This window comes from Streptomyces sp. AN091965 (assembly GCF_022698285.1).
Classification (GTDB): Bacteria; Actinomycetota; Actinomycetes; order Streptomycetales; family Streptomycetaceae; genus Streptomyces.
In genome coordinates this window covers 9,223,191-9,237,322 of sequence record NZ_JALDMY010000001.1, presented here as the reverse complement: position 1 = coordinate 9,237,322, position 14,132 = coordinate 9,223,191, and the positions used below count along the sequence as shown (strand labels likewise).

12 protein-coding genes are annotated in these 14,132 nt (G+C 72.1%); 7 read left to right on the top strand and 5 right to left on the bottom strand.

Translation table 11 applies throughout. The features are described from left to right. Positions 1 to 48 precede the first annotated feature (48 nt). The 6 genes from MQV74_RS38025 (at position 49) to MQV74_RS38000 (ending at position 8,727) form a co-directional block, all read left to right on the top strand. Positions 49 to 474, top strand: a complete 426-nt coding sequence (locus tag MQV74_RS38025) for a nuclear transport factor 2 family protein (RefSeq protein ID WP_242728042.1) — start codon at positions 49 to 51, stop codon at positions 472 to 474. Between the two features lie 50 nt (positions 475 to 524). Continuing rightward, complete coding sequence (locus MQV74_RS38020) at positions 525 to 1,535, top strand: zinc-dependent alcohol dehydrogenase family protein (RefSeq protein WP_242728041.1); 1,011 nt, start codon at positions 525 to 527, stop codon at positions 1,533 to 1,535. 79 nt (positions 1,536 to 1,614) lie between these two features. Continuing rightward, complete coding sequence (locus MQV74_RS38015) at positions 1,615 to 2,238, top strand: TetR/AcrR family transcriptional regulator (RefSeq protein WP_242728040.1); 624 nt, start codon at positions 1,615 to 1,617, stop codon at positions 2,236 to 2,238. Between the two features lie 665 nt (positions 2,239 to 2,903). Continuing rightward, complete coding sequence (locus tag MQV74_RS38010; protein ID WP_242728039.1) at positions 2,904 to 5,195, top strand: YcaO-like family protein; 2,292 nt, start codon at positions 2,904 to 2,906, stop codon at positions 5,193 to 5,195. Then, complete coding sequence (locus tag MQV74_RS38005) at positions 5,195 to 6,925, top strand: ABC transporter ATP-binding protein/permease (protein WP_242728038.1); 1,731 nt, start codon at positions 5,195 to 5,197, stop codon at positions 6,923 to 6,925. Before MQV74_RS38010 ends, MQV74_RS38005 begins: the two co-directional genes overlap by 1 nt. Positions 6,926 to 6,981: 56 nt before the next feature. Next, complete coding sequence (locus MQV74_RS38000) at positions 6,982 to 8,727, top strand: ABC transporter ATP-binding protein (RefSeq protein WP_242728037.1); 1,746 nt, start codon at positions 6,982 to 6,984, stop codon at positions 8,725 to 8,727. A gap of 144 nt (positions 8,728 to 8,871) precedes the next feature. Here the strand turns inward: MQV74_RS38000 and MQV74_RS37995 are convergent, their stop codons facing one another. The 3 genes from MQV74_RS37995 to MQV74_RS37985 form a co-directional block, all read right to left on the bottom strand. After that, positions 8,872 to 9,375, bottom strand: a complete 504-nt coding sequence (locus MQV74_RS37995; protein ID WP_242728036.1) for an RICIN domain-containing protein — start codon at positions 9,373 to 9,375, stop codon at positions 8,872 to 8,874. Positions 9,376 to 9,476: 101 nt separating this feature from the next. Further along, on the bottom strand, positions 9,477 to 10,442 hold the full coding sequence (locus MQV74_RS37990) for an FG-GAP repeat domain-containing protein (RefSeq protein WP_242728034.1): 966 nt from the start codon (positions 10,440 to 10,442) through the stop codon (positions 9,477 to 9,479). A gap of 237 nt (positions 10,443 to 10,679) precedes the next feature. After that, positions 10,680 to 11,489 carry a methyltransferase domain-containing protein gene (locus MQV74_RS37985; RefSeq protein WP_242728033.1) on the bottom strand — a complete coding sequence of 270 codons (810 nt, stop codon included), beginning with the start codon at positions 11,487 to 11,489 and terminating at the stop codon, positions 10,680 to 10,682. Between the two features lie 229 nt (positions 11,490 to 11,718). Here MQV74_RS37985 and MQV74_RS37980 point away from each other — a divergent pair, with 229 nt between their 5' ends. Then, entirely contained in the window at positions 11,719 to 12,975 is a 1,257-nt protein-coding gene (locus MQV74_RS37980; RefSeq protein WP_242729365.1) for an SLC13 family permease, read from the top strand. 43 nt (positions 12,976 to 13,018) lie between these two features. Here the strand turns inward: MQV74_RS37980 and MQV74_RS37975 are convergent, their stop codons facing one another. Both MQV74_RS37975 and MQV74_RS37970 read right to left on the bottom strand, forming a co-directional pair. Beyond that, entirely contained in the window at positions 13,019 to 13,474 is a 456-nt protein-coding gene (locus tag MQV74_RS37975) for a Crp/Fnr family transcriptional regulator (protein ID WP_242728032.1), read from the bottom strand. Positions 13,475 to 13,612: 138 nt separating this feature from the next. Further along, the gene (locus MQV74_RS37970) at positions 13,613 to 14,116 is read right to left on the bottom strand and encodes a hypothetical protein (RefSeq protein WP_242728031.1); all 504 of its coding nucleotides are present in this window, start codon (positions 14,114 to 14,116) and stop codon (positions 13,613 to 13,615) included. Positions 14,117 to 14,132 lie beyond the last annotated feature (16 nt).

The window sequence follows — 14,132 nt, the reverse complement described above, 5'->3', positions numbered from 1 at the left end:
CAGCGACAGCAAATAGACCGAATGGTCTATCTCTTCTGGGGAGGCATCATGTCAGCCGGCCACACCACCGAGGTCACCGACTCCGTACACACCACCACCGAGGTCATCGATCGCTTCAACCGCGCGTTCATCGAGCACGACGCGGGCCTCCTGGACGGCCTGATCGCGGAGGACTGCGTCATGGAGAGCGTCCAGCCCGCGCCCGGCGGGGAGCTGGTCCACGGCCGTGAGGCGTGCACGGCCTGGTGGACGGCCGTCATCGACGACCGCGCCACGCAGTTCACGCCGCAGGAGGTCATCGTGGCGGGCGAGCGCGCGACGATCGTGTGGAGCTACCGCTTCGGGCCGGGTCCCGACCAGTGGGTGCGCGGGGTCAACGTCATGCGCGTGACGGACGGCCGCATCACCGAGGCGTCCGGCTTCAGCAAGACCGCGGGCGAGGTCCCGCTCGCCGCCGAGTCCGACGCCGCGTGACGCACCCCCGCCCCCGGCATTTCCACCCCCGCCACACGAAGGGCCCCTCGATGCGGAGCTACCACCTGTCCCACAGCGGCGCCGGACTTTCCGGCCTCACCGTCCGCGAGCACGACGTCCCCACCCCCGGCCCCGGCCAGGCCGTGGTGGCGGTGCGCGCGACGTCCCTCAGCTTCCGCGAGCTCATGGTCCTCGACGGCACCTACGTCCTGCCCGTCGAGCCGGACGTGGTCCCCGTGTCGGACGGGGCCGGTGACGTCGTCACGGTCGGCCCGGGCGTCGACGCGATCCGCGTCGGCGACCGCGTCGCCGCCACGCTCTTCCCCTCCTGGAAGGACGGCCCGTTCGCCGTGGAACACCTCGCGCAGCGCGGCGGCTCCCTGGACGGCATGCTCACCGAGTACGCCGTCGTCGACGCGGACTCGCTCGTGACCGTCCCCGCCCACCTGTCGTACGAGGAGGCCGCGACGCTGCCCTGCGCGGCGGTCACGGCCTGGAACGCGCTGACCGGTGACGGCCTCGGCCTCCGGCCCGGCGACACCGTCGTCGTGCAGGGCTCCGGCGGGGTGTCCCTCTTCGCGCTCCAGTTCGCCAAGGCGCTCGGCGCGCGAGTGATCGCCACGACCAGCAGCCCGGCCAAGGCAGCACGGCTGCGCGGCCTCGGCGCCGATGACGTCGTCGACTACACGGCCACGCCCGACTGGGCCGACGAGGTCCGCGCCCGCACCGGCGGACGGGGCGCCGACCGCGTCGTCGACGTCGCCGGGCTCCTCCACGAGTCCGTCCGCGCCGTCGCCCTGGCCGGCACCGTCGCGTGCGTCGGCTTCGTCGGCAAGACCGCGGAGCCGCTCGACCCGCGGGCGCTGTTCGCCTCCGGCGCCACGATCCGCGCCGTGGCGGTGGGCAGCCGCGCCCAGTTCACCGCCATGAACGCCTTCATCGAGACCCACGGGCTCCGGCCCCTGATCGACCGGGTCTTCCCCTTCGACGAGGCCGTCGACGCCTACCGTCACTACGCCGCCGGTGGCGCCTTCGGCAAGGTGATCATCAGTACCTCGTGAGTCCGGCCCGAGGCGGTCCGGCCCGCGACCAACTTGATCGGGTGACTTGTTCTACTGACTAGGTCGGTAGGATGGGCGCATGGCTCACGTTTCCGCGGCCGAGCGCCGCCCTCAACTGATCAAAGCGGCCATCGACCTCATGACCAGGGAGGGAGTCGCCGCGGGCAGCACGCGCGCGATCGCTGCCGAGCTCGGTGTCGCGCAGGCCACGGTCCACTACACCTTCGGCACGAAGGCGGATCTGTACCGGGCGGTGATGGAACAGCTCACCACCGACCTGATCGCACACGTCGAGCAGGCGACCCCGCAGGACGCCGGCTTCGAGGACACGATCGTGGCCCTGGTCGGCGTCCTGTGGCGCACCGTGCGGGAGGACGCGATGCGCTACAACCTGCAGACCGAACTGAGCATGGTCGCCCTGCGCACCCCCGAGATGACCGAGGCCCTCGGCAGCTACTACCAGGGCGTGAACGACGTGACGGCGAAGCTGGTGGCCGAGGCGGCGGCGCGGACCGGGTACGAGCTCGCCCACCCGCCGGAGGCCGTCGCCCGCTTCTTCCTCGCGGGCTTCGACGGGCTGACGCTCCAATGCCTCTACACCCCGGACCAGCCCGGCGAGGACCTCGCCCTCCAAGCCCTGGTCTCCGCGACCATCGCGCTGGCGGGCGGCCGCCTGGACCTGGTGGAGGTTCCGACGGACTGAGCCTGCGGCCTCCGCTCCGCCGGGAGGTTCGGCACGGGCGGTTCCGGGGCACGGCTCCCGGGGCCGCCTGCCGCGCTGCCCGATGAGCGGCCCGCCCGCCGCGGCCGCCCCGCAGCGCCGAATCAGCCAATTATGCGCGGAGGGCAAAGCAATCCCACCAGCCTGCTGAGCCACATTCACTTTTCCCGTCCATGGCTGCACTCGGGCAGCGCCGTCATGATTCGGCCGGGATGGCCGAAGCCCGACGGGAATTCCATGGGTCGATCCACATATTTCCATGTCGGACGTCATTGGTTCCACCCGGCCGTTACGCCCCCTCCTGGCATCGGTTAGTTATTGCATTTGTCTTGCAGGAGCGCAATGGCGGCAGCAGTTGGGAATCGGCCGCCCTCTGGGCGCCTACGCTCAAATGCGTATGTGCGGCGCCCCTCCTGACCGGCCACGCTCTCTACTATGCGGCGACATCGGTGATGGGAGCCGTATGTCCGTGAGGAGGACCGAATGATTGTGCACATTGATTTCCACCGCACTCGGAGGATGCTGGCCCCGAGTCATAACCACTCAAGTATCGCTCCTGTGTTCACCTGGAACGACTGAGAAATAGGTGCCGGGTTCCGGGAATCGCCGACCGGCGATTCCCGGATCTTCACGGGTTGGAGGAATCGTTGACGGTCAATGAATCCATCGGAATCGGCTGTCCCCGGATGGTGCGCGTCGAATTACGGCCACTTGTCTGGCCCCGCCCGGGCGCGGCACGGCACACGCTCGCCATCGCCCCCAGAGGCGGTCTTTTCGAGATCAAGGCGGCACCCGAGGACGTCGCGGCGGTCCTGGCCCGCTGTGACGGCGCGACCCCCGTCGAGGAGATCGTCCGCACCACCTCCGACCCGGCGGGCTACCGCGAAGTCCTGGAGAAGCTCACGGAACTCGGTGGGCTCAGCACGGCGGACCCCATCGCGGGCGAGGCCAACTGGCTGCGGTTCGACCAGGGACCACGACCCGATCCCGAGCGGGTGACGGCCACACCTCTGATCCTCACGGGCGACGCGGAGCTCACCGACGTCGCCCGCCTCTGCCCGGCGACGGCGAACTTCGCCTCGGTCGAGGTGACGTCGAGGTCCGGCCTCGCGGACGCCCTGGCGGCGCATCCGGCCGGGAAGCCCGTCGTGCTCGCCCTGCGCGACCGCTTCGACCTCGGCTATCTGGAGTCGCTGAACGACTTCTGCGCCGAGCACCGGGTCCTGTGGTCGTCGTTCCACCTCAGCGAAGGCCGCGGCTGGGCCGGGCCGACCGTCGCCCCCGGCCGTACGCCCGACTACCGGGACCTCCTGGGCCGACGGCTCACGGCGGCCGAACGGCCCGACGTACACGCCGCGTTGACCGGCGAGGCCGTTCTCGGCCCGGGAGGCGGCCCGACGCCGTCCGAACTCCTGTGGATGCTCTCGTACTTGCTGATCGACATCGAGCGCTGGGTCGCCGGGGTCACCGCGTGGTCGCTGTGGGCGGAGATCGAACTCGACCCGGTCGAGCTGACCATCGCTCGCCACCCGGTGCTTCCGCTGCCCGACCGGCCCCTGGACGACGACACCCCGCCGTTCAACGAGCGCCTCCTGCTTGACAACCGCACCGGCCTGATCGCCTCCCACCAGATCTTCCAGCACGACACGTCCGTCCCCGACCGGCTCGTCACGGTGCAGACCAACGTCGCCGACATGCGCCGCCTGTACACCTGGGCCAACAACGTGGTCTGCGGCGGCACCGCGTTCCGCAACTTCCGGGCGGCCCGCAGCGCCGCGATCGGCGAGGCCGTCGAGCGGTACTGCGGCAACTGCATCACCGAGACCGTCGACGTCCGTGAGGCCTCGTACCAGGATCTCCAGCAGGCGGGGGAATCCGCGCTCGACCCGAACCGCCTCGTGCTCTACTCGGACCGGTTGTACGACAGCCCCGGCTTCCCGTTCGTCCGGTTCACGCACGACCGGACCACCCACTGGGTGCGGGGCCGCTCGCTCACCGCCGACCGGCCCGTGTGGGTGCCGGCCAGTCTGGTGTACGTCAACTGGTACATGGACCAGTACGCGGACGTGCCGCCCACCAACTTCCTCTACTATCCGGGGCTCGCCGCGGGGCACACCCTGGACGACGCGCTGGTCTCCGGCATCGAAGAGGTCATCGAGCGGGACGCCACCATGATCTGGTGGATGAACCGCCATCCGCTCCCCAAGGTGGAACAGCCCCCCGAACTGGCCGCGCTGTGGGCCGGGCGGCCCGCCGAACTCGGCCAGCGCGCCTGGCTCATCCAGCTGGACAACGAGTTCGACGTGCCGGTCCTCGCGGGAGTGGTCGAGAACCACATCGAGAAGCTCTTCACCATCGGCTTCGGCGCCCGGCCCGACCCGGTGGACGCCGCCCGCAAGGCGTGGGGCGAGGCGTTGACTCTCCAGGACGGCACCCGGGACTTCGACGACCCGGCGGGCCTGTTCCGGGAGGCGGTCGCGGCAGGCTGGACCAACGCCATGGTCAAGCCCTGGCGCAAGGACCGCGCCTACCTCGACGACTACGCGAAGGACTTCCACGACGTCAACGACCTGCTGTGCCAGCAGCAGCTGTTCCTCGACCCGCGCGCCACCGAGGTGGTGCGGCCCTGGGTGGACACCCCGACGAGCCGGTCGATCGACGATCTGCCGCGGCTGCCCGACCGCGCCCTCGCGACGTACCGGGACGTGGTCGAGAAGCGCGGTTACGAGATCATCTACGTGGACGTGACCACCCACGACGTCGCCAAGACGGGGTTCCGCGTGGTCCGGGTGCTCATCCCCGGTCTGGTCCCCAACTTCCCCGCGGCGTTCCCGTTCCTCGGCAGGAGGCGCATCCAGGACATGGCGGTCACCCTCGGCTGGCGTCAGCGGCCGCTGACGGAGGAGGAGCTCAACTACTTCCCGCTGCCGCACGCCTGATGCTGCTCCACAGCCGGCTCCTCACACTCGCCACCGCTGTCCGCTGGCACATCGCCGCAGCGGTGGCCGTGGGGCTCGGCGTCACCGCCACCTACGTCGGCCAAGGGCTGCTGGTCGCCGCCGTGCTCGAGCAGGTGAGCGACCACAGGCCGTGGACCCACAGCATCGGCCAGGTCGCCGGGGTCCTCGCGCTCGTCGCCGTACGGGCAGGACTGCTGCAACTGCGCGAGCTGTGCGTCAGCCGGACGGCCGCCGCGACCAAACTGCGGCTCCGTCGCCGCCTCTACGCGCACCTGCTCGCCCTGGGCCCCGGCCACCTGACCAGGACCAGGACGGGCACCGTGCAGTCGGCCCTGGTGGACGGCGTGGAGGCGGTCGAGAGCTACTACGCGCGCTATCTGCCGCAACTGGCCGTCTGTCTCCTCGCGCCGGTCGGACTCGTCGCCTACCTGACGTCGATCGACTGGGTCGTCGGGGCGCTGGTGGCGGTCCTCGTGGTGTTCGTCCCGCTGGCGCCGCGCTGGTGGGACCGGCTGCTCGGCGAGCGCGGACAGGCCCACTGGGACGCCTACGCCGCGCTCGACGCCGAGTACCTCGACACCATGCAGGGCCTGACGACGCTCAAGGCCTTCAACGCCGGAGCGCGCCGCCGGGCCGAACTCGGCGACCGGGCCGAGGTGTTGTACCGATCCACGATGGCCCAGATGCGCGTGTCCCTGGTCGACACCGGTCTCACCGCCTTCGGCGTCGCGGCGGGCACCTCGCTCAGCGTGGGCGTCGGCGCGCTGCGCCTGACCCAGGGGGCGCTGGACCTCGCCGGGCTCTACGTCGTCGTGTTCCTGGTGTTCGAGTGCTTCCGCCCGTTCATCGAGCTGTCCCGGTTCTGGCACGCCGGTCACACCGCGGTCTCGGCCGCCGCGGGCATCCACGCCCTCCTCGACGCGGTTCCGCAGACACCCGAGCCGTCGCCTCCCCCGCGGCGCGCGCGGATCGAGCGGCCCCCCGTCGTCGAGTTCGAGCGCGTCACCTTCACCTACGCCGACCGCGCGGCCCCCGCCCTCGACCAGGTGAGCCTCCGGCTCGAAGCGGGCGGGACGCTCGCCGTCGTGGGCCCCTCGGGCGCCGGGAAGACCACGCTGGTCTCCTTGCTCCTGCGCTTCTTCGACCCCGTCGGCGGGCGGGTCCTCGTCGACGGCTCGGACATCCGTGGACTGCCCCTCGCCACGCTCCGGGAGACGATCGCCGTGGTCTCCCAGGACACGTACCTCTTCCACGGCACCATCGCCGACAACCTCCGGCTCGCCCGGCCCGACGCCACCGGGGAGCAGCTGCGGGAAGCGGCCCGCGCGGCCGGAGCACACGCCTTCGTCGAGGCCCTCCCCGCCGGATACGACACGCCGGTCGGTGAACGGGGACTGACGCTCTCCGGCGGCGAACGGCAGCGCATCGCGATCGCCCGCGCCCTCCTCAAGGACGCACCCGTGCTGGTCCTGGACGAGGCCACCTCCAGCGTCGACGCCGCGGCGGAGGCCGACATCCAGCGGGCGCTGGGGAGGCTGAGCAGGGGCCGCACGACACTGGTGGTCGCCCACCGCCTTTCCACGGTCCGCGACGCCGGCCGCATCGCCGTTCTGGCACGCGGGCGGGTCACCGAGGTCGGCGACCACCGGAGCCTGCTGGTCCGCCACGGGGACTACGCCCGCATGGTCGCCGCGCAGGCGGCGCCATGACCCCGGCCGCACGGTCCGCGCCGCACGGCCGAGCGTTGACCGGCCTCTTGCCCTTCATGAAGGGGTTTCGCCGCAGGCTGGCTCTCGCACTGCTCGTCGGGATCGCCGACCAGGCGTGCGGGATCGCCGCGGCGGTCACCGCGGTCTGGCTGGTCGGCCTGGCCGCCACCGGCCACTCGGCGCGGGCCGTCGGCCTCGGCGTGGTGCTGCTCGGCGCGCTCGTGATCGCGCGGGCCGCCGCGGCATGGGCCGAGATGTGGATGGTCCACGACATCGCGTACCGCATCCTGGCGGTCCTGCGGGTCCGGGTGTACGAAGCGCTGGAGCGCCTCACTCCGGCCTATCTCCTCGGCCGCCGCACCGGGGACCTCGCCTCGACGGTGATGGCCGACGTCGAACTGACCGAGGAGTTCTTCGCCCACACCGTGATCAGCTTCCTCGTCGCCGTCGTCGTCCCGTTCGGCGCGCTCGCGGTGCTCGGCACGCTGCATCCCCTGCTCCTGGCGGCCGTGCTGCCCTTCCTCCTGGCGATCGCCACCGTCCCGGTCTGGCTGGCCGCACGGTCCGGCGCGCAGGGAAGGGAGCTGCGCGCGCGGCTCGGCGAGGTCAACGCCGATGTCGTGGACGGTGTGCAAGGGCTGCGGGAACTGGTGGCGTTCGGCCGCGGAACGGCGTGGCTCGACCGGATCGGCCGGGGCGGGGCCGCCCTCTACCGCACCCAGCTCGCCCACGGCCGCAGATCCGGCGCCGAGCACTCCGCGGCGGACGCCCTCGTCACCCTCGGCATGGCCACCGTCCTCGTCACCGGCTCGCTGCTGGTCTCCGACCACCGGCTGCCCGCGACCACCTTGCCGGTCGCCGTGATCCTCGCCGTCTACTGCTTCGCCCCGCTGAACGACATCCTCTCCACCGCCCGCAACTTCGGCGCGGTACGGGCCGCCACGGACCGCGTCTTCACCGTGCTCGACACCCCGCCCACCGTCACCGATCTGGCCTCGCGGCCGCCCCCTCCGCCCGTCGCTCCCCATGTACGGTTCCGCCACGTGACCTTCGGCTACGGCACGAAGGGCCCCGACGTCCTGCACGACGTCGGTTTCGCCGTGGCACCGGGCGAGACGGTGGCGCTGGTCGGCCACTCGGGCGCGGGCAAGTCCACCTGCGCCCACCTGCTCCTGCGGTTCTGGGACGCCCGGCACGGCTCGGTCTCCGTCGGCGGCCACGACGTCCGCGCGTTTCCCCAGGCCGCACTGCGCGAGCTCGTCACGCTGGTGCCTCAGGAGGTGTACCTGTTCAACACGTCCGTGGCCGAGAACATCCGGATCGGCCGCCAGGACGCCACCCCTGCCCAGGTCGTGGCGGCGGCACGGCGTGCCATCGCCGATGACTTCGTCACCGAACTCCCGTACGGCTACGACACCGTCATCGGCGAACGGGGCGCCCAGCTCTCCGGCGGCCAGCGCCAGCGCATCGCGATCGCCCGGGCCTTCCTGCGGGACGCGCCCGTCCTGGTCATGGACGAGGCGGTCTCCAGCCTCGACGCCGAGAACACGGCGCTGCTCCAGGCCGCGATGAAGCGTCTCCAGGCCGGTCGCACGACGCTCCTGGTCGCCCACCGCCTGTCGACGATCCGCTCCGCCGACCGGATCGTCGTCCTCACGGGCGGCCGGGTCGCCGAATCGGGAACCCATGAACACCTGCTCGCCCGCGAGGGCGTCTACGCCCGGCTCATCGCCTCTCAGCACGACGGTGTCATCGGCATCCCGCGGCGGCCCGGCGGGTCTCCGCAGGACGGCGGGTGCTGAGTCGGACCAGCCCGAGCTCGACTCCGATCACCCGGGCGGGCCGGGGGTGCCGCCCTCGTCCCGGGTGATCGTCCCTCACTGCGGCTCCTCGGCCGCTGCGCACGGCGCGGACAGGTCAGCGATGCTGTGCCCGTGGCTCACCGCTCAGGTGGTGTGCCACTGCTGGTGGGAGCCCAAGGTGCAGTCCCAGATGACGACCGAAGCGCCGTTCCCCCAGTTGGCGTTGACGATGGTCAGACACCGGTTGTACGCGGGGTTGCGGAGCCGGGTGCCGTCCCAGACCCACTGCTGGGGAGTCCCGCCGTGGCAGTCCCACATGTTCACGGCGGTACCGTTCTCGCTGTTTCCCGCGGCGACGTCCAGGCACTTGCCGTTGAGGTCACTGCGGATCGTGTTGCCGGCCCAGTACCACCGCTCGCTCGTGCCCCCGAAGCAGTCCCACATGGCGACCAGGGCACCGCTGCCGGGGTTGGCCGATCTGACCTCCAGGCATCTGTTGTTCATGTTCGAGGCGATCATGAAGCCGACCTTGGCCCGCTGGGTGCCGGGCGGCTCCGCGGCCGAGGCCGAGAGGGTGGTCGTGAAGAGGCTGACCAGACCCAGGACCAGGGCCGCGAGGAGGGCGCCGTGCCGTCGTGACGTCTTCACACGTACCTCCAAAGGTTGGATGCAGGCGCTTTCGTCGGCGACGACGCTACGGGGACACGGCTGTGCCCGGTGAGACGCAAACGCGCCGCCCGTCGGCACGGTCAGACCGGGCTGTCCCCCGCCGCGCCGTACTGCCGGACGGTCTGACCGCCGTCCGTCGTGCGCAGGACGTACCACGTGCCGTTCGACGGCCGCCACACGACGAAGTCCGCCCGCCGGTCGCCGTCGAAGTCACCCGGCACGGGCACGTCACCCGCCTCACCCCACCGCTGCGAAGCCGCGCTGCCGTCGCTGCTGCGCAGCACGTACCAGGTGCCGTTCGACGGCCGCCACACGACGAAGTCCGCCCGCCGGTCACCATCGACATCGCCGAGCACCGGAACGTCACCGGAGTCACCCCACCGCTGCGAGGCCGGGTTGCCGTCGCTGCTGCGCAGGACGTACCACGTGCCGTTCGAGGGGCGCCACACACCGAAGTCCGCCCGCCGGTCACCGTCGAAGTCACCCGGCACCGGTACGTCACCCGAATCGCCCCACCGCTGGATCGTCTGGCCGCCGTCGCTGCTGCGCAGGACGTACCACGTGCCGTTGGACGGGCGCCACACGGCGGCGTCGGCCTTGCCGTCGCCGTCGAAGTCCCCGGCCAACGGAACGTCCCCCGACGTCCCGTACTGCTGGGTGGTCTGGCCCCCGTCCGTCGTGCGCAGGACGTACCACGTGCCGTTCGACGGCCGCCACACGGTGAGGTCGGCCTTGCCGTCGCCGTCGAAGTCGGCGGCCACCGGGACATCGCCGGGCCGGCCCCACTGCTGGATGGTCTGGCCGCCGGTCGTCCGCAGGACGTACCAGGTGCCGTTGGAGGGCCGCCACACGGCGGAGTCAGCTCTGCCGTCGCCGTCGAAGTCCGCTCTCAGGCGTTGCGGCGCGCCCCCGTCGAGTGCCGCGCGGGGCTCGGGAGCCTGCTGCGCGTCCGCCGCGGCGGGACCCGCGAGGCCCGTGGTCACCGCGAGCGCCATCGTGCAGATCGCGCCCATGCGGACAGCCGGACTCGTCTTCCTCTTCCTCATGGCATCTCCCGCGTTCCTGTCGTCGCGCTGCTGAACAGCGCGTGTCACTTGGTGAGTTCGCTGAGTCGTATGCGCCTGCGGAACACGGTGACGATGCCTGAAGGGGGCTCCGGGGGTAAGACGAAATTCCGCTGAGCGGAACGCAGGGGTCGCTGTGTCCGATAGGCGACGGGGCGTGGCGGGTTCGCCCCCGCCCGCCCAGCGGAGACCGTCGTCCTCCCCCACGAGGCCCTCGGGCTACGGTCGCTGACCCCATGCGGAGACCATCGGTGCGGTGCCCAGGTCGAGCCCTCCCGCCGCGACGTTGGCCAGGTGGTGGTCGATCTCCTCGTCGGTGGCGAGGCCTCGGTCGACCAGGTGGTGGCGGACCTGCCGCACCGTCGCGTCCTCCAGCACGGCGCACGCGGGCGAGGTGATCGGGAAGTACGCGTCGGCCTGTACGCCGGTGAGGCCGGCCTCGCGCAAGGTTCGGGGCAGGGTCCGCCCGTACGCGAGGTCCGCGCCGCGCTCCGCCATCAGCGTCCGGAAGGCGGACCGCAACCGGTTGGCGAGTCGCTGTCCGGGTCCCGACTCGTCCGGGCACAGCTGTGGTACCAGCATCGGGTCGGCGTCTTCCAGGAGCAGCCAGCCACCGGGCTTCAGTGCCTGCACCATCCGGCGCAGGGCCTCGGCGCGGTCGGCGATGTGCACCAGGACGAGCCGGGCGTGCACGAGGTCGAATCCGCCGGGCGGTGCGGGCGGCGGGTCGGCCGCCACGTCGTGGGTCCGCACCTCGATCACGCCGTCGGCGACGTCCCGGGTCCAGGACACGTCGATGTCGGTGGCGAGCACCGAGCCCGTCGGCCCGACGCGTTCCGCGAGCCCGAGCGGCAGCGAGGGGCCACCGGCGCCGACCTCCCAGCAGCGCATGCCCGCCCCGACCCCGAGCCGGTCCACGTGCCGGAACGTCACCGGGTCGAACAGCTCGGCGAGCGCGCCGAAGCGGGTGCCCGCCTCCGATTGCCTGTTGTCCAGAAGGTAGTTGCTGTCGTATTCATGATCAGCCATGGGGCGAGTGTGGCAGACGGTGAAGGGATGCTCTTCGGCTCAGCGGACCCGGTCGTGGACGAGTGCCGGCCTGCCGTGGTCGCCCGCGCCGGGGTCGGGTCCGCGCGGTGCCGAGGGCCTGGCGGGCCCCCGTGGAGTTGGAGGATGACACGGCGGCGGATCATGCTGTTCTGCCGTTCTCCCTCCCCGCGGGGCCTTCGAAGGACTCCGCTGCCGAAAGGTTTCTCTCCTGAACGCCTCCCTCGCCGAAGCGCTCTCCGCCGTGCTGCTCCTGGCGGTCCTGGCCGGTGCGGTGGTCCGGCCGTGGGGCCGGCCGGAGGCGGTCGTCGCCGTCCCGGCCGCCGGGGTGGCCATCGCCACCGGGGCGATCCCGCTGGGTCACGCGGCGGACGAGGCCGCCCGCCTCGGCCCGGTGATCGGCTTCCTCGCGGCGGTACTGGTCCTGGCTCAGCTGTGTGCCGACGAGGGTCTGTTCCAGGCCTGCGGTGCCTGGATGGCCCGGCGGGCGGCCGGGAGTCCGCGCCACTTGCTCGCGCAGGTGTTCGGCGCCGCCTCGCTGATCACCGCGGTGCTCAGTCTGGACGCCACGGTCGTGCTCCTGACGCCGGTGGTGTTCGCCACCGCGGCCCGGCTCGGCGCGCGGCCCGCGCCGCACGTGTACGCCTGCGCCCATCTGTCGAACTCCGCCTCGCTGCTGCTTCCGGTGTCCAACCTCACCAACCTGCTCGCCTTCGCCGCGAGCGGGCTGGGCTTCACCCGTTTCGCCGCCCTGATGGCCCTGCCCTGGCTGGCCGCGATCGCCGTCGAGTACGTGGTCATCCGGAGGTTGTTCGCCACCGACCTGGACGCCGGAACCGAGGCGCCGCCCGTTGACGAGCCGCGCGAGCTGCCGGTGTTCGCGCTGGCCACGGTGGTCGGCACGCTGGTGGGTTTCGTGGTGACCTCCGCGGTCGGGATCGACCCGGCGTGGGCGGCAGCGGCGGGCGCGACCGTGCTCGGGGGCCGCGCCCTGCTCCGGCGCCGCACCACTCCCACCGCCCTGGTACGTGCCGCGGCCCTGCCGTTCTGCGCCTTCGTCCTGGCCCTGGGCGTCGTGGTGCGCGCGGTCGTCGACAACGGCCTCGCCGACGCGCTGGGCCACCTGGTGCCCGACGGCACCGGACTCGCGGCCCTGCTCGGCGTCGCGGCCCTGGCCGCCGTGCTGGCCAACGTCATCAACAACCTCCCGGCCGTCCTGGTCCTGCTGCCGCTGACCGCCCCGGCCGGTCCCGGCCCCGTCCTGGCGGTGCTGCTCGGGGTGAACATCGGCCCCAACCTCACCTACGCCGGATCCCTCGCCACCCTGCTGTGGCGGCGGATCGTCCGCGAACACGACAGTGACGTGCGGCTGGGCGAGTTCACCCGGCTCGGGCTCCTCACCGTGCCCGCCGCCCTGCTCCTGTCGGTGGTGGCCCTGTGGGTCTCACTGCTCGCGATCGGGGGCTGAGGGGCCCGAGGAGGCCCCTTCGGGGCGCTGTCCGACCGCCGCCCTAACGGGGGCTCCCGCTGCCGTAAGGCGCATACAGGTCCAGCAGCCTGGTGCGGGCCGCCTGGAGGCGGTGGGCCAACACCTTGCCGACCCATTGACCTACGGCGGCGCCGAGTTGGGGGTCGCTCTCGCACAGGGATCGTACGGAAGGGGCATCGAATTCGTAGGCGCGTACCGGAGTCGTCGCCACGGCGCCCAGCTGCCACACGTACGGCGGGAACAGCCAGGACCAGCCGACCAGTTCGTCGAAGCCGATGGTCTCGATCACGGGTGAGCGGCGGCCGGGGACGTGCATGTCGAGGGTGACCGTGCCGGTGCGTACGACCCAGAAGCGGTCGGCGCGTCCGCCCTCGTCGAACAGGCGGGTGCCCTCGGCGAGGGGAACTTCACGGGCGACGCGCAGCAGACGTTCCCGGTGGGCGGCGGGCAGGGCCCGCAGCATACGGGTGCTGGACATGGTCATGGTGTTCACCGCTGTGCCTTCCTGTCGTGCCGCGGCGGGCCCGACGCCGTCAGCATCCGCCCCGGCGCCCGCGCGGCACAGTGGCCGGGCGGCGCCCCGGCGCGGGCCGAACGGCCCTACGGGCCGGGCCGGTCAGACGGGTTCGGCGGCCGCGCGGCCGCGCGGTGGGTCCGGCACCGGCGGCGCCTGGAAGCCGTCCCGCGTCCAGGCGACCTCGAAGGGCATGTCCGGGTCGGCGTTGCTGAAGCGCGCGGACACGTCGCGGCCCGCGACGAGCACGGTGACAACGAGGGTGGCGGGCAGGTCGATGCCGTGCCGAGCCGCGAACACCAACGGGTCCGCTGCCGCTTCACGGGCGAGGTCCGGGTCGTCGGCGACGGCTTGCAGCACCTCGCCGACGCGTTCGTTGCGGGCGAGCTCGACGATCCGGTCGTGTTTGGCGATGGCGCGCTCGACACCCGCGAGGTCGCCGCTCAGCACCTCACGTGGCAGCGGCGGCTTCGGGGGCTCGGGCCAGGGCGGCCTGCGGCGCAGCATCTCCCGGAGCCTGCGGGCCTGCTGGTGCAGGTCGGCCAGGGCGGCCTGGTGGAGTTCGGCCAGGCGCTGGAGCGTGGCCTGATGCGGGTTGGCGGGCATGGGCGGTCTCCATCTC